Annotated in this window: 20 protein-coding genes; 13 read left to right on the top strand and 7 right to left on the bottom strand. The window is 67.3% G+C overall.

What is annotated here, in order from left to right:
* The first annotated feature begins 4 nt into the window (after nt 1-4).
* The 3 genes from AC6IW9_RS21900 (at nt 5) to pnp (ending at nt 4,336) form a co-directional block, all read left to right on the top strand.
* Nucleotides 5-1,387, top strand: coding sequence for an alpha/beta fold hydrolase (locus tag AC6IW9_RS21900; protein ID WP_497767375.1), 1,383 nt, complete (start codon nt 5-7; stop codon nt 1,385-1,387).
* 205 nt (nt 1,388-1,592) lie between these two features.
* Nucleotides 1,593-1,862: a 30S ribosomal protein S15 gene (rpsO, locus tag AC6IW9_RS21905; protein ID WP_497767378.1), complete on the top strand. Its 270-nt coding sequence runs from the start codon at nt 1,593-1,595 to the stop codon at nt 1,860-1,862.
* A gap of 332 nt (nt 1,863-2,194) precedes the next feature.
* Nucleotides 2,195-4,336 carry a polyribonucleotide nucleotidyltransferase gene (pnp, locus tag AC6IW9_RS21910; RefSeq protein ID WP_497767380.1) on the top strand — a complete coding sequence of 714 codons (2,142 nt, stop codon included), beginning with the start codon at nt 2,195-2,197 and terminating at the stop codon, nt 4,334-4,336.
* A 286-nt stretch (nt 4,337-4,622) separates the two neighbouring features.
* Here pnp and AC6IW9_RS21915 read toward each other — a convergent pair whose 3' ends face one another.
* Both AC6IW9_RS21915 and hmuQ read right to left on the bottom strand, forming a co-directional pair.
* Nucleotides 4,623-5,825, bottom strand: coding sequence for a DUF2325 domain-containing protein (locus tag AC6IW9_RS21915; protein WP_497767382.1), 1,203 nt, complete (start codon nt 5,823-5,825; stop codon nt 4,623-4,625).
* The gene (gene hmuQ / locus AC6IW9_RS21920; RefSeq protein ID WP_497767384.1) at nt 5,822-6,154 is read right to left on the bottom strand and encodes a heme-degrading protein HmuQ; all 333 of its coding nucleotides are present in this window, start codon (nt 6,152-6,154) and stop codon (nt 5,822-5,824) included. The genes AC6IW9_RS21915 and hmuQ overlap by 4 nt, the downstream gene beginning before the upstream one ends.
* A 443-nt stretch (nt 6,155-6,597) precedes the next feature.
* Here hmuQ and AC6IW9_RS21925 point away from each other — a divergent pair, with 443 nt between their 5' ends.
* Complete coding sequence (locus tag AC6IW9_RS21925; protein WP_497767386.1) at nt 6,598-6,861, top strand: hypothetical protein; 264 nt, start codon at nt 6,598-6,600, stop codon at nt 6,859-6,861.
* 2 nt (nt 6,862-6,863) lie between these two features.
* Here AC6IW9_RS21925 and AC6IW9_RS21930 read toward each other — a convergent pair whose 3' ends face one another.
* Nucleotides 6,864-8,138 (bottom strand): cystathionine gamma-synthase family protein, encoded by a 1,275-nt coding sequence (locus AC6IW9_RS21930; protein WP_497767388.1) that lies wholly within the window; start codon nt 8,136-8,138, stop codon nt 6,864-6,866.
* A gap of 187 nt (nt 8,139-8,325) precedes the next feature.
* Between AC6IW9_RS21930 and AC6IW9_RS21935 the strand changes: the two genes are divergently transcribed.
* Complete coding sequence (locus AC6IW9_RS21935; protein ID WP_497767390.1) at nt 8,326-9,231, top strand: DMT family transporter; 906 nt, start codon at nt 8,326-8,328, stop codon at nt 9,229-9,231.
* Between the two features lie 135 nt (nt 9,232-9,366).
* Nucleotides 9,367-10,056, top strand: a complete 690-nt coding sequence (locus tag AC6IW9_RS21940; RefSeq protein WP_497767393.1) for an alpha/beta hydrolase — start codon at nt 9,367-9,369, stop codon at nt 10,054-10,056.
* 5 nt (nt 10,057-10,061) lie between these two features.
* Here the strand turns inward: AC6IW9_RS21940 and AC6IW9_RS21945 are convergent, their stop codons facing one another.
* Nucleotides 10,062-10,796 carry a class I SAM-dependent methyltransferase gene (locus AC6IW9_RS21945; protein ID WP_497767395.1) on the bottom strand — a complete coding sequence of 245 codons (735 nt, stop codon included), beginning with the start codon at nt 10,794-10,796 and terminating at the stop codon, nt 10,062-10,064.
* Nucleotides 10,797-10,867: 71 nt separating this feature from the next.
* Between AC6IW9_RS21945 and gloB the strand changes: the two genes are divergently transcribed.
* The 3 genes from gloB to AC6IW9_RS21960 all read left to right on the top strand — a co-directional run bounded on the left by gloB (nt 10,868) and on the right by AC6IW9_RS21960 (nt 13,966).
* Nucleotides 10,868-11,641, top strand: coding sequence for a hydroxyacylglutathione hydrolase (gloB, locus tag AC6IW9_RS21950; RefSeq protein WP_497767398.1), 774 nt, complete (start codon nt 10,868-10,870; stop codon nt 11,639-11,641).
* Nucleotides 11,638-12,099 carry a cupin domain-containing protein gene (locus tag AC6IW9_RS21955; protein WP_497767401.1) on the top strand — a complete coding sequence of 154 codons (462 nt, stop codon included), beginning with the start codon at nt 11,638-11,640 and terminating at the stop codon, nt 12,097-12,099. Before gloB ends, AC6IW9_RS21955 begins: the two co-directional genes overlap by 4 nt.
* 82 nt (nt 12,100-12,181) lie before the next feature.
* Nucleotides 12,182-13,966, top strand: coding sequence for a putative bifunctional diguanylate cyclase/phosphodiesterase (locus tag AC6IW9_RS21960; protein WP_497767404.1), 1,785 nt, complete (start codon nt 12,182-12,184; stop codon nt 13,964-13,966).
* A gap of 34 nt (nt 13,967-14,000) precedes the next feature.
* On the opposite strand, the gene phaR is transcribed toward AC6IW9_RS21960, so the two are convergent.
* Complete coding sequence (gene phaR / locus AC6IW9_RS21965; RefSeq protein ID WP_497767407.1) at nt 14,001-14,612, bottom strand: polyhydroxyalkanoate synthesis repressor PhaR; 612 nt, start codon at nt 14,610-14,612, stop codon at nt 14,001-14,003.
* Nucleotides 14,613-14,900: 288 nt separating this feature from the next.
* Between phaR and AC6IW9_RS21970 the strand changes: the two genes are divergently transcribed.
* The 3 genes from AC6IW9_RS21970 to AC6IW9_RS21980 all read left to right on the top strand — a co-directional run bounded on the left by AC6IW9_RS21970 (nt 14,901) and on the right by AC6IW9_RS21980 (nt 17,941).
* Complete coding sequence (locus AC6IW9_RS21970) at nt 14,901-15,155, top strand: hypothetical protein (protein ID WP_497767409.1); 255 nt, start codon at nt 14,901-14,903, stop codon at nt 15,153-15,155.
* Between the two features lie 414 nt (nt 15,156-15,569).
* Nucleotides 15,570-16,604 carry a hypothetical protein gene (locus AC6IW9_RS21975; protein WP_497767411.1) on the top strand — a complete coding sequence of 345 codons (1,035 nt, stop codon included), beginning with the start codon at nt 15,570-15,572 and terminating at the stop codon, nt 16,602-16,604.
* Nucleotides 16,601-17,941 (top strand): KpsE/RkpR family capsule polysaccharide export protein, encoded by a 1,341-nt coding sequence (locus tag AC6IW9_RS21980; RefSeq protein WP_497767413.1) that lies wholly within the window; start codon nt 16,601-16,603, stop codon nt 17,939-17,941. The genes AC6IW9_RS21975 and AC6IW9_RS21980 overlap by 4 nt, the downstream gene beginning before the upstream one ends.
* Before the next feature lie 11 nt (nt 17,942-17,952).
* Here the strand turns inward: AC6IW9_RS21980 and AC6IW9_RS21985 are convergent, their stop codons facing one another.
* A complete protein-coding gene (locus AC6IW9_RS21985; RefSeq protein WP_497767415.1) occupies nt 17,953-18,183 on the bottom strand; it encodes a hypothetical protein in 231 nt (76 codons plus the stop codon).
* 160 nt (nt 18,184-18,343) lie between these two features.
* Nucleotides 18,344-18,652: a hypothetical protein gene (locus tag AC6IW9_RS21990; protein ID WP_497767418.1), complete on the bottom strand. Its 309-nt coding sequence runs from the start codon at nt 18,650-18,652 to the stop codon at nt 18,344-18,346.
* Nucleotides 18,653-18,879: 227 nt separating this feature from the next.
* On the opposite strand from AC6IW9_RS21990, the gene AC6IW9_RS21995 reads away from it, so the two are divergent.
* Entirely contained in the window at nt 18,880-19,455 is a 576-nt protein-coding gene (locus tag AC6IW9_RS21995; RefSeq protein WP_497767420.1) for a gamma-glutamylcyclotransferase, read from the top strand.
* Nucleotides 19,456-19,532: the final 77 nt, after the last annotated feature.

Raw genomic sequence — 19,532 nt, forward strand, 5'->3', positions numbered from 1 at the left:
AGAAATGTTCGTCGAGATCGGGGGCATTCGGCAATGGATCGAGTTCGCCGAGCCGAATCGGGAGCGCCGGACATTGCTCTACCTCCACGGCGGGCCGGGCGCCTCTTCGCGTCCTGCTGCGGCGGCTTGGAGCAGCTGGGGGGCGCATTTCACTGTGGTCCATTGGGATCAACGCGGCGCAGGCCGCACCTTCGCTGAGAATGGCGAAACGGGATGCGGCGCGCTCACTATCGACCGCATGGTCGAAGATGGGCTCGAGGTCGTCGAGTTTCTGCGCGCCCGCCTGCAATGCGACAAGATCGTCCTGGTGGGGCACTCCTGGGGCTCCGTCCTCGCCGTCCATATGATCAAGCGCCGTCCCGACCGGTTCTCGGCCTATGTCGGAACCGGCCAGCTCGTAAATCTGCGGAAGAACGAGGAATACAACTACCGGCGGCAGCTCGCGCAGGCGCTGCAGCGTCGAGATGCAGACGCCCATCGGGCGCTCATCGAGCTGGGGCCGCCGCCCTACCGCGACCGCGCCGCGATCGTGAAGCTTCGCGAGCTGGCCGATCGGCAGGCGGGGGGCACCGGAGATTCCGTCTCACCCCAGCCGCGACCGGTCAATCCGCAATTCACGGCAGCGGATCGCGAGACGCTGATGCAGGGGCTTCAATTCACCCGGCAACGGCTTTTCGCCGAGCTGACGGAGGTCGATCTGCCATCGCTGGGGCTGCGCTTCGACATTCCGATCTTCTTCTTCGAAGGAATGGAGGATCAGCAGACGCCAGCGGAGCTGGCGGAAGCCTATTTCAATGACATTTCCGCTCCGCATAAGGAGTTCGTGCGCTTTGCCGGATGCCATCACTTCGTCGTCTTCAACCGGCCAGACGATTTTCTGCGAGAACTCGTCGCACGCGTTCTCCCCTGGGCCCGATCGTGCGGCGCAGAGACTGGCATCGATGGAGCGTGGTCGACGACGCTATCCGATGACGATTCGATCGAGCGGCTGGCTTTGCGCATGATCGATCGAAGCCTGCCCAAGCGTGAATGGACGCATGCCGGACATTTTGCAGCGGCGCTCTGGCTATTGCGGCACAGGCCCGAGCTGACGACGCCCGACGAGATCCGAACGCTCATCACGCGTTACAACGAGGCGACGAATACGGCCAACACCGATGACGGCGGCTATCATCACACGATCACGCTCGCTTCCATGCGCGCCGCCGAAGCCTATTTGCGTGATCATGCGGCAAACGCGCCACTTCATCAGGCGCTCGGATCGCTGATGTCCTCTCCGCTCGGTCATCCCGACTGGCTCCTGTCCTATTGGCGCCGGGAGACGCTGTTCGGCGTCGCCGCCCGGCGCGCCTGGGTCGAGCCGGACCTCGCGCCTCTGCCATATTGAGCGTTCGGCCGCCAGCGACCTCGGCGTCGCCGTGCGATGCGGCGTCTCGCCGCCCCTATCATTCGCGGATCGTTCTGCTATAAGCCCCCTCGCGCGCTCGGAGTCGCTCCGGGCGGCTCCGCTCGCGGCGACCCTCGCTGGACGACATCCCGGCCCAGGCCGCCCGCCCGCGGACCAACCACCAAGAACCGAAAAGGACGATCCGATGTCGATCACGGCCGAGCGCAAGCAAGCGCTCATCAAGGAATATGCGACCAAGACGGACGACACCGGCTCGCCCGAGGTGCAGGTGGCGATCCTCTCCGAGCGCATCGCCAATCTGACCGAGCATTTCAAGACCCATGTGAAGGACAATCACTCCCGCCGCGGTCTGCTGAAGCTCGTGTCGCAGCGCCGCCAATTGCTCGATTATGTGAAGAAGCGGGACGAAGCCCGCTACAGGGGTCTCATCGAGCGTCTCGGCATCCGCCGCTGATCGCGGCCCGCCCCATGGGTCCGCGAGAATTGCGAGATCGCGGCGCGCCGCGATTTCGCGTATGAGAGACGAGGCCGCCGAGACGATTCGCCGGCCTCCCGCATCGGAAGCGTTCCGATGCTCATCGGCGGACGGCAAGGCCGTCGCGCCGAGCCCTCGGCAGATCGTCATGGCAGGATCGCCGGACGCTGCGGCGAGGATTTTTTCGAGGCGTTCGCGGCTTCGCGTCTTTGAAAAACCCGCCGTCCGCAGCTTCTCGCCGTCTTGCCCATGACGCCTCGCCCGTCAGAGAACGCGCGTCGCGCGCGTCATGAGAGAAAGACGAAAGAAACATGTTCCAGATCCATCGTGAAGAGCTCGACTGGGCCGGCCGCCGGCTCGTCCTGGAGACCGGCAAGATCGCCCGCCAGGCCGACGGCGCCGTGCTGGCGAGCTGGGGCGAGACCACGGTTCTCGCCACCATCGTCTCCGCCAAGGCGCCCAAGCCCGGCCAGGACTTCTTCCCGCTGACCGTCAATTATCAGGAGAAGGCTTTCGCCGCCGGCCGCATTCCAGGCGGCTATTTCAAGCGCGAGGGGCGCCCGAGCGAGCGAGAGACGCTGGTGTCGCGCCTCATAGACCGGCCGATCCGCCCGCTGTTCCCCGACGACTATCGCAACGACACGCAGGTCATCGTCACCGTGCTCTCGCACGACCTCGAGAACGACCCCGACATTCTGTCCATGGTCGCCGTCTCGGCGGCGCTGACGCTTTCGGGCGTGCCCTTCATGGGCCCGATCGGCGCGGCGCGCGTCGGCTATATCAACGGCCAGCTCAAGCTCAATCCGACGATCGAGGAGGCGAAGCTCTCCGCGCTCGATCTCGTCGTCGCCGGCACGTCGGACGCGGTGCTGATGGTCGAGTCGGAGGCGCAGGAGCTCTCCGAAGAGGTCATGCTCGAAGCGGTGATGACCGGACATCGCGGCTTCCAGCCGGTCATAGACGCGATCATCCGCCTCGCCGAGCGCGCCGCCAAGGACCCGCGCGATCTCGACGTCACCGACAAGAACGAGGTGACCTCGGCGATCGCCGCGATCGCCGAGGCCGAGCTGCGCAAGGCCTATAAGATCACCGTGAAGCAGGAGCGCTACGCCGCGGTCGACGCGGTGAAGGCGAAGGTCTTCGCCGAGCTGCTGCCGGAGGGCGGCGAAGCGAAATTCTCGAAGGAGCTGGTCGCCGAGGCCTTCCACGATCTGCAGGCCAAGGTGGTGCGCTGGAACATTCTCGACGACGGCGTCCGCATCGACGGCCGCGACGTGAAGACGGTGCGGCCGATCGTCGCCGAGGTCGGCGTGCTGCCGCGCGCCCACGGCTCCGCTCTGTTCACCCGCGGCGAGACGCAGGCGCTGGTCGTCGCGACGCTCGGCACGGGCGAAGACGAGCAATTCGTCGACTCGCTCGAAGGAACCTACAAGGAGCGCTTCCTGCTCCATTATAATTTCCCGCCCTATTCGGTCGGCGAGACGGGCCGCATGGGTTCTCCCGGCCGCCGCGAGATCGGCCATGGCAAGCTCGCCTGGCGCGCCATCCGCCCGATGCTGCCGGCGGTCGCGGAGTTCCCCTACACGATCCGCGTCGTCTCGGAGATCACCGAATCCAACGGCTCGTCCTCCATGGCCACGGTCTGCGGCTCCTCGCTCGCGCTGATGGACGCCGGCGTGCCGATCAAGAAGCCGACGGCGGGCATCGCCATGGGCCTCATCCTCGAGGGCGAGCGCTTCGCCGTTCTGTCGGACATTCTCGGCGACGAAGATCATCTGGGCGACATGGACTTCAAGGTTGCGGGGACGTCCGAGGGCGTGACCTCGCTGCAGATGGACATCAAGATCGCCGGCATCACGGAGGAGATCATGCGCGTCGCCCTCGCCCAGGCGCGCGACGGACGTCTGCACATCCTCGATGAGATGTCCAAGGCGATCACGACCTCGCGCGCCGAGCTCGGCGAGTTCGCGCCGCGCATCGAGACGCTGAAGATCGCCACCGACAAGATCCGCGAAGTGATCGGCACCGGCGGCAAGGTCATTCGCGAGATCGTCGAGAAGACCGGCGCCAAGGTGAATATCGAGGACGACGGCACGGTGAAGGTCGCCTCCTCCGACGCCAACTCCATCAAGGCGGCAATCAATTGGATCAAGTCGATCGCATCCGATCCGGAGGTCGGCCAGATCTACGAGGGCACCGTGGTGAAGACCGCCGATTTCGGCGCCTTCGTCAATTTCTTCGGCGCCAAGGACGGTCTCGTCCACATCTCCCAGCTCGCCAAGCAGCGCGTGAACAAGACCACCGATGTGGTGAAGGAGGGCGACAAGGTGAAAGTGAAGCTCCTGGGCTTCGACGATCGCGGCAAGGTGCGCCTCTCCATGCGCGCCGTCGACCAGCAGACCGGCGAGGACCTCGAGGCGAAGGAAAAGGCGGAGGCCGCGGCGAACGAGTGACGCCGATAGCAGCCGCCTCGGGACGGAAGGACTGGCGCGGCTCTCGAGAACGACGATCGGAGAAGGAAGGGCGCTTCCTTCTCCCACGAGTGGGAGAAGGAAGCGCGCGTCGAGAGTCCTGCGAGCGAGACACCCTCTCACCCTATGAAGCTCTCGAAGAGCGCCCTTTGAAGCGTCCTTCGAGGTTTTTCGCCGTCGGCGAAAAGCGCCTCAGGACGAGGGGGACTGGTTCACCACGAGGAGCCCGCGCAGCGGGCGTCTCGAAGGGGCGGGGCCGCGCGCCGCCTCAGAGCGAAGCAACGACCTCCCCGCGGCCGAACTCACTGATCGCCCTCTCGAAGGCCGAGGCGCTGGCGCTGCGCAGCGGACAGTAGGGAATCCCCCGGCTCTCGCAGAGGCTCTTCACCGCGTCGACGGCGAGATGGCTGACGCAGTCGACCGGGAAGAACACCGCATCGGCGCGCCGCACCAGCTCGCTCAGCATCGCGCGACTGTCCTCCATGCCGCCGTCATGGTGAATGAGCGAGCCGTTCCTCTGCTCGACGATCTGCTGCAGGCGCCCGACCGTGCGCGGCCGTCCGCCGACATAGAGCAGGCAGCGTCCGCAGAGATCCATCGGTTCGGGAGCGACCGCGATTTCCGATGGCTGCGGCGACGGCGGCAGGGGGGCGGGAGCCGGCGCGTCGATGCGCTGACGCCGCGCCGAGAGCCGCTCCAGACGTTGCTCCAACCGCACGCGGTCGTCGCGCAGCACGGCGTTCTCGCGCAACGCCTCACCGAGCTCGGCGCGCAGATCGCTCTGCGACTCGCGCCGCAGCCGCGCGCATTCCTCCTCGAGCGGCGCCAGCTCGCGCAGCGCCGCCGAGAGCCGCGCGATCTCGCCGCGCTGGCGCGCGATCTCCTCGTTGCGCTCGGCGACGAGATTGACGAGGCGGCGCGCGATCTCCGCCTTCTCGCGCCGCAGCTCGGCGAGCTCGCGCGCGTCGCCTCGATGCGTCGCGCCGCAGATGTGCGACATCATGTGAATGTCGCCGAAGATGCGCGTGTCGACGCCGACGGGAAGCCGCGGATGGCCGATCAGCGCCCAATAGGCGCCGGGAACGAAACCATTGTCGACCGCTTTCTCCCAATAGTCGAGAAACGCCTCCTCGCCGTCGAGCGCCTTGGCCTTGCGGATCGCGCCTTCATATTTCGCGTCGAGATGTTTCTGCACGGCGCGCGAGACGGGATTTTCCTCGCCCATCGCCTCCACGAAGAGTCCGTGGATGTGATAATCGCCATAGCGCGACTCGTCGGCGAGAAAGCGCGTGCGCCGCGCGATCTTGCGCAATTCGGCGATGGTCATACAGGTGCCGATGATCGAGCAATGCGACGCGCCGATGATCTCCCATATGCGCCGCCGCGCCCCCGGCTCGCCGCGCGACAGGCGCGGCGGCTGCGAGACCTTCTCCAGCACGGTGGATGAAACGAGCTGCAGCGCCTCGTTCATTGCAGGGCCTCCGCCATCGCCTGTTCGTCGAGCACGCTCTCGAAGCCTTCGAACTCCGGATGGCCGATATAGAGCGGCTTGTTCTTGCCGGCGTCCTTGTGCGCGTCACGAAACTGCTGCGACGTCGTCCAGGCGAGAAAGGCCGCTTTCGTCTCCCACATCGTATGCGACGCATAGAGCGTGTGATCCTCGCGCTCCGGACCGCGGAGCAAATGAAAGGAAACGAACCCCTCCATCTCGCCGAGCCGCGTGCGCCGAGCCGCCCAGATATTCTCGAACGCCTTCTCTTCACCCTTGATGATCTCGAACCGGTTCATGGCGATGAACATGGCGATCCCCTCGGTTCGTCGCGCAAAGCGACGCTTCGCTTCGCACGACGAGACGTGTTTCACGAACTGTCGCGCAGGCGTCGGTTGCGATCAAGACCGCCGGGACGTCCACAGGCTGCAAGATTTCCAGAAACAGCGACGTCGTCGCGAGACCGACGCGCGCCGAAGCCGAAGCATCGCTTCGCCTGCGGCTCGCGACGAGGGACGCGCTCGCGCGATGCGCCTTTTTGCAAGAGTTCCAGAATCGCTTTTCCGAAAGCCTTCCAAACTATCCACCGTCCTGTTGCCCGAAAGCGGCGAATTATCGATGCTCGTCGGCAAGACGAATTGAACCTCCGCATTGCGAGGAGCGAAGCGACGAAACAATCCAGGAGCCGCCCCGCGACTCTGGATCGCTTCGCCTCCGGCTCTCGATGACGGGCAAGATACGAGGAGCGCGTCGCATGTGCGACATCGCGAAAGAGAAACAGAAGATCGATTCATTGCTCGAGGACGCCGCGCGCAGGGCGCCGATGCGCGACTGCGCCGACGAGCGAATCCTGACCGAGCTCGGGCTCAGAGCTCTGCGCGAGCATTATGCGGACACTTGTCCGGACGAATGTCTTCGCCGCCGCTGCGCGGATTTCGCCGAGCTCCTCCTGCGGCGCCGCGCCGTCGAGCGCTGGCGCCGCGCCTCGTCCGAGCGGCGCCTGCGCCGCAGCGCGTAATCTCACCCGAACGCCTGCGCGATGTCGGCGATGAGATCGTCGGGATCTTCTATGCCGATCGACATGCGGATGAGCGACGGCGTGATGCCGATCTCGCGCCGCGCCTCCTCGCCGAGGCCGGAATGCACCGTCGTCGCCGGATGACAGATCAAGGATTCGGTGCCGCCGAGGCTGACGGCGAGCTTGAACAGCTGCAGCCGGTTCAAGAAGGCGAAAGCCTCGCGCTCGCCGCCGGCGACGTCGAAGGAGAAGGTCGAGCCCGCCGCGCCCGACTGACGCGCCATCAGCGCGCGCGCCGGATGGCCGTCGGGGAGGAGCGGCGGATAATACACGCGCGCGACCTTCGGATGCCGGGCGAGATAATCGGCGACGATCGCCGCGCTGCTCGCGGCGCGGCGCATGCGCAGCGCCAAGGTCTCGAGCGAGCGGATCAGCATCCAGCACGAATGCGGATCGAGCTGCGTGCCGATGGCGCTGCGCATCACGCGGATCGGCTTCAGCTCCGCCGCGCCGCCGAGCGCGGCCCCGCCGATGAGATCACTGTGGCCGCCGACATATTTGGTCAGCGAATAGAGCGAGAGATCGGCGCCCAGCGCCAGCGGCGACTGGAACACGGGGCCGAGCAACGTATTGTCGCAGGCGAGGATCGGCCGACGGCCCTGCCGCGCGCCGATCTCTTCCGCAATCCTGCGCATCATGGCGATGTCGACGAGGCTGTTCATCGGATTGGACGGCGTCTCGACGAAGATCATCGCGACCGGGCCCGCCGCGATCGCCTGCTCGGCGGCGCGCCGCACGAGCGCCTCGTCGAGGCCGTCGGTGAAGCCGACGCTGCGGATGCCGAAGGGCGCGAGCGTGCGGGCGATCAGCACCTCCGTGCCGCCATAGAGCGGGCGGCTGTGCAGGATGACCTCGCCCGGCTTCACATGAGCGAGAATCGTCGTGACGATCGCCGACATTCCGGAGGAGAAGGCGAGCCCCGCCTCCGCCTTCTCATAGACGGCGAGGCGATCCTCGAGGATTTCGAGATTGGGATGGTTGAAGCGCGAATAGACGAGGCCCGGATGCGCGTCGCCGATCTCGACGCGCCCCGCCAGCTGATCGAAGAAATCCCGTCCCTCTTCCGCCGAACGGAACACGAAGGTCGAGGTGAGGAACACCGGCGGCTTGACCGAGCCTTCGGAAAGGGCGGGATCATAGCCATAGCCGAGCATCAGCGTCTCGGGCTTCAACATGTGCTCGCCGATGCGTGTCTTGTGATAGCGTTCGCCGCTCATGGGACATTCCTCTCGGAAGATGACGTCGGCAGTCCCCGCGGCGCCGCGCGGGCTTCGCGCAGCATAGACCCGATCCGCGCGTCGGGCACGAGTCCGCGTATGCCGTGAGCACGTAAGTCGCCCGCGCTTTCGCTCTGGCGTTTCGCGTCGGGAGCGACGATACAGGCGCGATGCACGGAACGCCGCGATGACGACGTCCTCCCCCGCCTGGCTCTGGGCCGCCTTCACCGTGACGGCGGCCGGCGGGCAGACTCTGCGCAATGCGTTGCAGCGCGAGCTGACCGACGAGCTCGGCGCCGCCGGCGCGACCTTCGTGCGCTTCCTGTTCGGCTGCCCTTTCGCGCTTCTGCTCCTCGCCGCGGCCTGCGTCTATGAGCAAGCGCCGCCCGCTTGGCCGAGCGCCCGCGCGACGGCGCTCATCGCCGCCGCGGCGCTCGCCCAGGTCGGCGCGACGGCGCTGATGCTCCTGTCGATGCGCGAGCGCTCCTTCGTCATCGTCACGGCGCTCACCAAGACGGAGGCGATGCAGATCGTCGTCTTCGGCCTCGTCTTCCTCGGCGACGCCGTGACGCCCACGCTGGCGCTCGCGGTGGCGGCGGCGACCTGCGGCGTGCTGCTGCTGTCGCTGCCCGGCGCGGCGTCGCGCGGCGCCTCCGCGCGGCCCGTCGCCTTCGGCCTCGCCTCGGCCGCCGTATTCGGCGTCTCCACGCTGCTCTATCGCGACGGCGTGCTGGCGCTCCGATCCTCGTCCCTGGCCGTCGCCGCGGCGAGCGAGCTCGCGCTCGCCCTCTGCCTGCAGACGGCGCTGATCCTCGCCTATCTGCGGCTCTTCGACCGCCCCGGCCTCGCAGCGATCGCGGCGGAATGGCGCGCCTCGCTCTCGGCGGGGCTGCTCGGCGCCGGCGCCACTCTGTTCTGGTTCCTCGCCTTCGCCCTCGAGACCGCGCCGCGCGTGCGCACGCTGGCGCTCATCGAGGTGCTGTTCGCCGAGGCCGCCTCGCGGCGCATGTTCGCGCAGCGGGCGAGCGCGCGCGAATGGCTCGCGGCGGCGCTGATCCTCGCCGGCGTCGCCGCCGCATTGCGCGCGGGCTGAACCCGCGTTCGCGCCCGCGACGCAGCCCGTCATCGGCGACGGCCGCGGCCTCGGCTTGCAAACGGCGCTCGTCTTGCTCTATCTCGGCGATCGCGATGGCCGCGCCGCCGTCCGAAAGCGAAGCGAGACGAGCATATGACGCAACTCGACGGCCCACGCATTCAGCCCCGCGCCGGCAAGGCCGAGCAGCTCGTCGTGTTCCTGCACGGCTATGGCGCCGACGGCAATGATCTCATCGAGATCGGCCGGCAATGGCGCTCCTTCCTGCCGCAGGCCGCCTTCGTCTCGCCGCATGCGCCGGAGCGCTGCGCTCTGTCGCCCTCCGGCCGGCAATGGTTCCCGCTCACGATGCGCGACCCCGGAGAGCGTTGGCGGGGCGCGGTCGCGACCCGCCCGCTGCTCGCCGACTTCCTCGCCGAAGAGCTGGGGAAGCTCGGGCTCGACGAGAGCCGCCTCGCGCTGGTCGGGTTCAGCCAGGGAACCATGCTGACGCTGCACGTCGGGCTGCGCCTGCGCAAAGCTCCGGCCGCCATTCTCGGCTATTCCGGCGTGCTCGTCGCGGGCAGCGAGCCGCCGGACATTCCCCCGCAATTCGGGACGCGGCCGCCGCCGATCCTGCTCGTCCACGGGGAGGAGGACGAGCTGATCCCCGTCGACGCGCTGTTTCTCTCGGCCAATGCTCTGGGCAAGGCCTCGATCCCGACGCAATGGCATTTGTCGGCCGGGCTCGGCCACGGCATCGACAATGCCGGCCTGCTCCACGGCGGCCTGTTCCTGGCGCGCAGCTTCGGCCTCGCCGTCGATTTCGGCAAAGGGACGCGCTGATGTCCTCAGCCGGCGCCGACGCCGGCCGGCGCCAGCACCTCGATCGGCTGCACGGCCCGGCGCACGGCGCGCCGCAGGCTCGCCGGCCGGTAGAGCTGCTTCGTCGCCTCCACCACATGCACCCCCGCCCCCGGCAGGGAGAAGCGCCCGGCGATGCGCTCGAAGGCCGGGGCCGAGCGCAGCAGCGAGGCGCGGCCGAAGGGCGGGACATAGAGCGCCTCCCCCCAGAAGACGGGGAGAAACAAGGTCTCCTGCAGCAGCGCCTGCAATTGCCCGCGCGAATAGGGATGGCCGTGGCCGAAGGGCGTCGTGTCGACGCGCGCCCACAGGCCCGAGCGGCTCGGCACGACGATGACGACGCGTCCGCCGGGCGCGAGAATGCGCCAGATCTCCTCCAGAATGTCGCGGGGATTTTCGCCCACCTCCAGCGCATGCACGACGAGAATGCGGTCGATGCTGGCGTCGGGCAGCGGCATCATCGAGGCTTCGACCAGCGCCGAGGCCGAACGGACGCCCGGCGGCCAATGCACCACGCCCTGCGCGGCCGGCATGAAAGCCATGACGCGCTGCGCGCGCGCTTGAAAATCCACCAGATAAGGCGTGGCGTAGCCGACGCCCAGCACCCTCAGCGCCGCATGGTCCTCCCATTGCGCGCGCACCATGCGCCCGACCAATCGCCGCGCCACCTGGCCCAGAGGCGAAGCATAAAAATTCCGCAAGTCCACGACGTCGAGGGCCATATCTGATATTTGGCGATATTCGCGAAGCGGCGCAAGGCGCGCCGCGCTCTGGATCGACGCGAGGAGGCCGCATGGGCGTGGAAGTCCGGCAATTCATCTGCCTCACGGATAATTTCGGCCTGCTGCTCCGTGATCGGGCGACGGGCGCGGTCGCCTCCATCGATGCGCCGGACGCCGAGGCGATCGCCGCCGAGCTCGCCCGCGTCGGCTGGACGCTCACCGATATTCTGCTCACACATCACCACGCCGATCACATCCAGGGCGTCGCGGGGTTGAAGGCGCGGTTTCCGAAGACGCGCGTCGTCGGCCCGCGCAAGGAGCTCGGCCGGATCGGCGGCATCGATCTTCCCGTCGGCGAAGGCGATATGGTGAAGGTCGGCGCGGCGGAAGCGCGCGTCATCGAGGCGCCCGGCCATACGACCGGGCACATCCTCTATCATTTCGAGGCCGACCACATTCTGTTCGTCGGCGACGTGCTGTTCTCGTTGGGATGCGGCCGCGTCTTCGAGACGCCGATGGAGGTGATGCACGCCTCGCTCGCCAGGATCGCGGCGCTGCCGCCGCAGACGCGCGTCTATTGCGGGCACGAATATACGCAGTCCAACGCCCGCTTCGCCCTGACCGTCGATCCGACCAATCCGCTTCTCGCCGAGCGCGCCCGCGAGGTCGAGGCGCTGCGCCGCGCGCACGAGGCGACGCTGCCGACGACGATCGCGCAGGAGCTCGCCACCAATCCCTTCCTGCGCGCCGACGATCCCGGGCTGCGCAAAGCGACGGGAATGGAAACGGCTTCCCCTGCGGACGTCTTCGCCGCGATCCGCGAGCGAAAGAATCTCTTCCGATGACGAATGATTTCTTTCACGGACTCGCGGCCGCCGACATCGTGCGCCTGCTCGAGCTCTCGCCCCATCCCGAAGGCGGCTTCTATCGCGAGACCTTTCGCGACGCCCGGCGCGTCGAAGACGGCCGCGCCGCCTCGACGGCCATTTATTTTCTGCTCGGCGCCGGCGAGGTTTCGGCCTGGCACCGGGTCGACGCCGCGGAAATCTGGCACTTCTACGCTGGCGCGCCGCTCGCGCTCGACATCGCCGCCGAAGGCGCCGCGACGCGGGGCGTGCTCGGGCCGGAGCTCGCGCGAGGACAGCGTCCGCAGATCGTCGTGCCCGCCGGCGCTTGGCAGAGCGCCGCGAGTCTCGGAGCCTGGACCCTGGTCGGCTGCACGGTTGCGCCGGGCTTCGAATTCTCCGCCTTCGAGCTCGCCGCCCCGGGCTCGGCGCCGCCGACCGGCGAAAGCGGCGGCTGAGCTGCGATCCCCGCAACGGCGCGTTTACTTTCGGGCGCCATGATCCCGGCGCGGTTCGAATTCTGTATGCCCGGGACAGACGATGCAGTTGCGACACCTCGCCGACAAGGCCGCCGCAGGGCTCGAAGTGAAAGCGCTCGCCCCTGTCTCGAAAGCCGGTGTCTTTCCGCCGGCCGGCCCCGACCCCTCCGTCGTGCTGCCCTCGATCGGCGCCGTCCTCTATGATTGGGACATTGCAACGGATCGCCTGCTCTGGAGCGGCAATCTGGGCGAGACGCTCGGCGCCGTCGCCCGCGCCGATCTTTCGACCGGCCGCGCCTATGGCGAGCGGCTCGGGGCCGAGAGCGCCGGCTCGCGCTACGAGTCCGTGTTCAATTCGGCCGCGGAAGACGAAGGCGAGGGCGTGCCCTTCCGCGCGGTCTATGCGCTCGTTCCGGCCCGGGAGACGGGCGGCGGACCATTGCTCTGGGTCGAGGATTGCGGCCGCTGGTTCGGGGGGCGGGACGGCCGCCCGCATCGCGCCCACGGCCTCGTCCGCGTCATCACCGAACCCAAGGAGCTCGAAGGCGAGCTGAAGCGGCGCGCACAGGTCGATGCGCTGACCGGCACGGTGACCCGCGTCCAGCTCGCCGACCACGCCCAGCGTCTGCTCGGCCAGCCGGAGAAATCGCGCAGGCCTTTCGCCGTTCTTCTGGTGGCGATCGAGAATCTCTTCGCTCTCAATCGCACCTACGGCTATGACGCGGGCGACGAGATCATCGTCCGCCTCGCCGCGCGGCTGCGCGCCAATCTGCGCGTCAACGACCTCGTGTCCCGCTACGCCGGCAACAAATTCGCCGTTCTGCTCGACAATTGCGAAGTCGAGCAGGCCAAGGCCACCGGGCTGCGCCTCATCGAGGTGGTCGGCCAGGCGCCCTTCGAGACGCAGGCCGGGGCCATTCCGGCCACGGCGCGCATCGGCGCCGTGGTCGCGCCGCGCGACGGCCGCACGCCGGAAGTTCTGTTCCAGCACGCCGAAGAGGCGCTCGACGCCGCCCGCCAGCGCAATGGCGCGCGCTTCGTCGCCTACGCCTCCTCGCTCGACCGCGACATCGGCCGCCTGCACGCCCTGCATGTCGCCGACAGCGTCGTCTCCGCGCTCAACGAGCGCCGGGTGGAACTCGCCTTCCAGCCGATCGTCTCGGCCAAGACCGGCGAAACCGCCTTCTACGAGGCGCTGCTGCGCGTGCGACTCGCCGACGGATCGATCGTCGCGCCGGGAGACATCCTGCCCATCGCCGAAAAATCCGGGCTCGTGCGGCTGCTCGACCAGCGCGTGCTCGAGCTCGCCTTGGCGCGGCTCGCCGACGACCCGAAATTGCGTGTCTCCGTGAACGCTTCGATCGCCACCCTGCACGATCCCGAGTGGCCGGCGTGGCTGGCGAGCGCCACCAATGTCCACCCCGGCGTCGCCCGGCGCCTGACCATCGAGATCACCGAGAGCACGATGATCGAGGATTTCGAGACGACGCGCCGGCTGATCGCCGCCTGCAAGGCGCTCGGCATCAAGCTGGCGATGGATGACTTCGGCGCCGGCCACACCTCGTTCCGCAATCTGCGCCAGCTCGAGTTCGATCTGGTGAAGATCGACGGCGCCTTCGTGCGCAATATCGCCAAATCGGCCGACGATCGCTTCTTCGTGCGCACGCTGACCGATCTCGCGCGGCATCTCGGGCTCGAGATCGTCGCCGAATGGGTGGAGGACGAGGCCACGGCCGCGCTGCTGCGCGAATGGGGCGTCGATTACTTCCAGGGGTCTTATTTCGGCGCGGCCGAGGTGGCGCCGGCGCCCCTTTCGGCGCCTGCGCCGGTGGCGGCGAGCGCGTGAGGCCGCCGTCGGAAGGACGTCTCGAAGAGGCCGCTCAGCCCGCGCTCTTGCCCGACAGCTGATCGATCCGCTTGTTCAGCTCCTCGAGCTGGCGCTTCATGTCGTCGATGTCGGCGCGCGGCGCGGCGTCGGACGCCGCCGGCTCGGCCGCAGGCGCCTCGCCGGGCACGCCGAAGGGATTGAACATTGCCAGCGCCTGGCGGAACACCGCCATATTCTTGCGCGCCTGCTCCTCCAGCGACTGGAACGCCTGGCGCGTCGGCTCCCCGAAGGGCGCGCCCTCGAGCGCCTGGGAGACCTGGTCGCGGAACTTCTGCTGCTCGCGGGTCAGCCGGTCGATGCTGAACTCGAGATAGCTCGGCACCAGCATCTGCATCGAGTCGCCGTAGAAACGGATGAGCTGCCGCAGGAAGGCGATCGGCAGCAGGCTCTGTCCGTCCTTGCTCTCCTGCTCGAAGATGATCTGGGTCAGGACCGGACGGGTGATGTCCTCTCCGGTCTTGGCGTCGCAGACGACGAAATCCTCGCCGCGCTTGACCATTGCGGCGAGATCCTCGAGCGTCACATAAGTGCTCGTGCCCGTATCGTAGAGACGCCGGTTGGCGTATTTCTTGATCGTCGTCGGCTTCTTCTCGGTCGCTGCCATCGGGTCGTCGCCTCCTCGACGCGGCGCCTCGCGCGACGCCGGCCCGTCCGCCGCGCGCTCGCGCGTCACCGGCCCTCTTCCGTCTTTCGCCGTTCGAAGCAAAGCGCCCTCTCGATCCGCCCGGCCGGCCGAAGTTCGCCCGGCGCCGTGACGAGAACGATAATCGCAGTCGGGCGCCTCGGGCAACATCGACGTGGAAAAAACGGTTTTTTCTCTGGTCTCGACCTGAGCTATGGTAGGATTCGCTCGCCGCTCCGGTCGGCTGGTGAAGAGGCACTGGGAGATTTCATGCCGCCCTCGAGACTTGTCTTCGTCATCGCCATGGGCCTGCTGGCCGGCGCCTGCAACACGACCTCCAACCTCGAGCGGAGATCCGCCGACGAGACGCGCTGCCGCTCATACGGCTTCAAGGCGGGAACCGACGCTTTCGCCAAGTGCCTGCTCCAGCTCGACCTCGACCGCTCGGCGGATCGGCGCGCGCGTTACGACTACCCTTACGTCTACGGACCGCGCGGCTGGGGTTGGAATCGCGGTTGGTGGTGACAGCGGCCGCCGCGAGGCGCGGCGTCGCATCCGCTCCATTTCGGAGAAGATCGTCGCGAAAATGGCAAGTTCGAAATTCGCGTGCAATTCGTTTCGAGACTCTCGTTCACCGCGCCGCGCTTCGACCGCGGCTCGCCTTCCGCGAGATCGCCGCCTATCGACATGAACCGTCGCGCACAGGCCGGCCGTCGCCGAAACGCCGCGCCCGGATGGCCGAGATCGGGCGAAATCGAGGCATATCCGAGGCGTCGGGGCCGCGAGCATTTCCCTGCCCGAGACGATCATGTAGAGAGTGAGTCGCCAGGGGGGCGGTCTGCCGCATCGCGGCCGGGCGGTGGGGTCGACGCGCGCTCGGAAATCTCGGAACGAGAGAGCGGGCGCAGGAATTGGACGAACGCGAGCGAGACAGGGCTCATGTTGTTCAACATAGAAGCCGACCGCGGCAATCGCATCGTCGGCTATGTCGCTCCCGACGAATACACCAAATCGCCGACGCTGCGCGTGACCAGCAATGGCGTGCCGGTCGCCGAACTCGTCTGCAAGGACGAACGGCCCGCCCTCGTCGTCGCGGGCCGGCACGCGACCGGCTGCTGCGGCTTCACGATCGACGCGTCGATCGTGCCGGACATCGCGAAGAACGACACACTCGAGCTGACCGACGTCGACACGGGCATCGTGATCTACAGACGTCGCAAGAAGTCGCAGGTCCTCGAGCAATGCGTCTTCCGCCTCGAGACGCATTTGTTCCCGCTCTGGCGGCTCGACGAGCAGGTCGAGCACAGATTTCAATTCTTCCACAAGGGCGTCGAACGGCACGGCCGCGAGACGGCGATGCAGGTGTTCAATCTCTCCAATGCCGAGTCGCTCTATCTGAGCGGCCGCCTCGCCTTCTCCGCCTACCAGTCCTTTCTGCACGACCGGTTCAAATGCATCGTGCTCCTGCACGATCCCTATTTCGAGCTGGCGGAGCGGCTGCTGACATTGAAACATGTCGCCAAGTTCGGCGACGATCTGCTCGGTCCGCGCGACATGCTCTCCTTCAGCGCCGCGATCGAATTCGCGCAGCAGATCGACGACGACGACCGCAACCTGCGGCGCGCCTTCGACCAGATGCAGAAGAATGTGATCGCCGTTCTCGCCAATCCACTGACGCGCCAGCTCGCGTCCGAGGCTCTCGACGATCCGCCGCCGCGCACCGGCGTCGCCAAAGCGCTTTCCGCTCTCGCCTCCTTCGCCGCGGTCGGGCTGCGAGAGCGCTCCGACGCCTTCCTCGAGGAGGTCGAGGCGCTTCTGAAAATGCCGCCCGCGACGCTGTCGCCGCTTCCCCGCTTCGCCGCTGTCGAGGAGTTCGCGGCGCGGCTGCGCCGCCTGCCCGAGATCGAGCTCCTGCTGGAGGACGATCTCGAGATCTATTATACGGCCAAAGCGGCGATCGAGGAGGCCTCTTGACGAGCGATGTGAAAGAACGCGTGACCACGGTCCAGGCCGAGGCCGGACCCGATGCGGACGCGGCCCTGGGCGCCGCATCCTCGAATAGTCGGATCGGTCCGTCGACGCTCGTCCGATTGGCGCGCTCCCTCGCCACGGCGCCGGTCGCGGCGCGACTCGTCGTCGAACAAATCGAGCGCGTCGCGGTCGAAGCGGATCGCGCCTTCCGCTGGCGCGATCGCATTCCGCCGGTGATGGGATCCTTCCTCCTCTTCGTCGTCGCGCCGGCTGTCGCTGCGTCCATCTACTTCGCTTTCATCGCCTCCGATCAATACACGGTGGAAATACGTTTCGCCGTGCGCGCCCTCGTTACGACCGATCCGCCCGCCGGTCTGGGCGCAGGCGGCGGCAAGGCGATCAGCTCCATCGCCGGCGGAGTGAGCATCGACGCTTCGACGCAGAATTCCTTCGTCGTCTCGAGCTATATCCGCAGCCGCGCAATCATCGACGATCTCTCGACCAAAATCCGGTTGCGAGAGGTGTTCCAACGTCCCGAGGCCGATTTCTGGGCCCGCCTTCGCATGAACGCCCCGATCGAGCAGCTCGTCGACTATTGGACTTCGATGGTCGAGACCGACGTCGACTCCGGGTCGGGAGTCGTCACGGTGAAGGTGCGCGCCTTTCGCCGGGAGGATGCGCTGGCGCTGGGCCGCGCCGTGATTTCCGCGAGCGAAGATCTGGTGAACCGCATTTCGGAACGCGCGCGTCAGGATGCGACCGCGATGGCCGAGAAGGATGTGCGGCGCGCCTTCGGCGTGGTGCAGTCGGCGCTCGCCGAGCTGAATACGTTTCGCGATCGGTTCGGCATGATCGATCCCACCGCCAAGAGCTCGGAGATCGGCGCTCTTCTCGCGCCCCTGATGGGAGACAAGATCCGGCTCGAGAGCGAAATGTTCGTCGCCTCGCGCGAATTGGCGCCCGACGCGCCGACCGTACGCGTGCTTCGCGAGCAGATCGAGACTGCCGACAAGCAGATCAAGGAGCTCCAAGCAAAGCTGACGAGCCGCGAAGGCGCAAGCGGAACCATCTCGGGATCGATTGCGAAATTCGAGGAGCTGGAGCTGCAGAGAACGCTCGCGGAGCAGCTCTATGCGCTGGCGCGCTCCGATCTCGACCGCGCCCAACAGCGCGCCAATCGGCAGACCCTGTACCTGACCGTGTTCGTCCCGCCGGCCCTGCCGGAAGACGCGCGCTACCCGCGTCGATTCAGCTCGCCCTTTCTGATCTTCGTGGGGCTGGCGGTGCTCTGGGCGATCATCGTCATGATCTTGGCGTCCATCGAGGACCACAGGCTCTGAGGGCGCCGCGTTCAGTCGGACGAAGCTCTCGCGGCGCCGGCGACGAACATCCAGCCGAACAGCGCCGAGGCCGCCCAGATCGCCAACAGGCGCTGGCCGGCGAGCGCATAGAGGGCGAGAATGCCGGCGCCGGCGGCAACGAGAACGAGAACGGCGAGCAGGCTCGCGCGCCGCGGCGCGGCGGCGCGCATGTCCGCGACCGGCACGGCGATACGAACAGAGGGCTCTTCCGTCGACGACATGAACGATCTCCCTTCGGCGCGTCGCACGGGCGTGGACGCCGCCGCCGGGACAACTTCACCAGTCGAGCCGAGGTTCCATGGAAACAGCCGTATCGTGAACGATTCGTTCTCGCCGCCGGCGAGATGAGCCGGGATACGCAGTCTCGGGCCGGAGCGGAGCTCAGGGGCTGATCGAGCGGGTGGTGGCGGACGGGAAGAACAGCCCGCCGCTGTCCCTGCCGTTGTTGCTCAACGCGAGCGCGCCGGCCGTGACGCCGCCGAGCGCGAGAAGCCCGCCCCCGACCAGCAAGGGATCGAGATCTTCGTCCGGCAACAGATCGACCGAGCGGCCCTCGCGTGGACAATTGATGCGACGCCCGAGCGAATCGGCGCAATATCGCGACCCGCTCGATTTGGCAGGCTCGGCGAAGGCTGCGCTCGGCGGAACGATCAGCGTGGCCGAGACCAGGAGCAGAAGGGGGAACCTCATGAAATAAGTCTCCTCGACGAAAAACCAGAAAAACCGCCGTTCAGATAAGCGGATGCGCCGATCCGCCGCAAGCTGTGGAGACGCCGGACCCGCTCCCGGACCGAAAAACTCCATCATTTTGTCGAACGTGTTCGCACATTGCGCTTTACGCGCCGTTCGAATGCGGCGACTCTCATAGCGGGCGGCAGCGAATCGGCAGAGCGAACGCCGCGACGTCGGAAAGGAAAATGGCGACGACAGGCGACGACTTCTGGGTGTTCGGCTATGGTTCGCTGATGTGGCGGCCGGGGTTCGATTTCATCGAGAAGACCCAGGCGTGGGTGCATGGCTACCATCGCTCTCTGTGCGTGTTCTCGCACGTCCATCGCGGCACGCCGGAACGTCCGGGGCTCGTGCTCGGCCTCGACTATGGCGGCTCCTGCCTCGGCGTCGCCTTTCGCGTAGCCGCGGCCGCCAGAGCCGAGACGCTCGCCTATCTGCGCGAGCGCGAACTGGTCACCTCCGTCTATGTGGAGCGCATGGTCGGCCTGCGCTTTCCCAGCGGCGGCGCGGCGCGCGCTCTCACCTTCGTCGTCGACCGCGCCCATGACCAATATGCGGGTCGTCTCCCGGTCGAGGAGATGGCGCGGCTGGTGGCGTGCGGCGTCGGCGCGTCCGGCGCCAATCCCGATTATGTGCGCAACACTTACGAGCATTTGCGCGAGCTCGACGTGCATGACGCGGCGCTCGCGGAGATCCTGCGCCGCCTCGCGGCGCCGGGCCACGCGCCGCCCTCGGCCGCGGCGCAGAGGCGAAGCGCCTGAAGCGACCTTCACGGGCGCCCTGCGGGCGGCGGAGGCCGATATGGACAAGACCCCCGCCCTCCTCTTAAGTGGCGCGC

This window comes from Methylosinus sp. shoA (genome assembly GCF_059718125.1).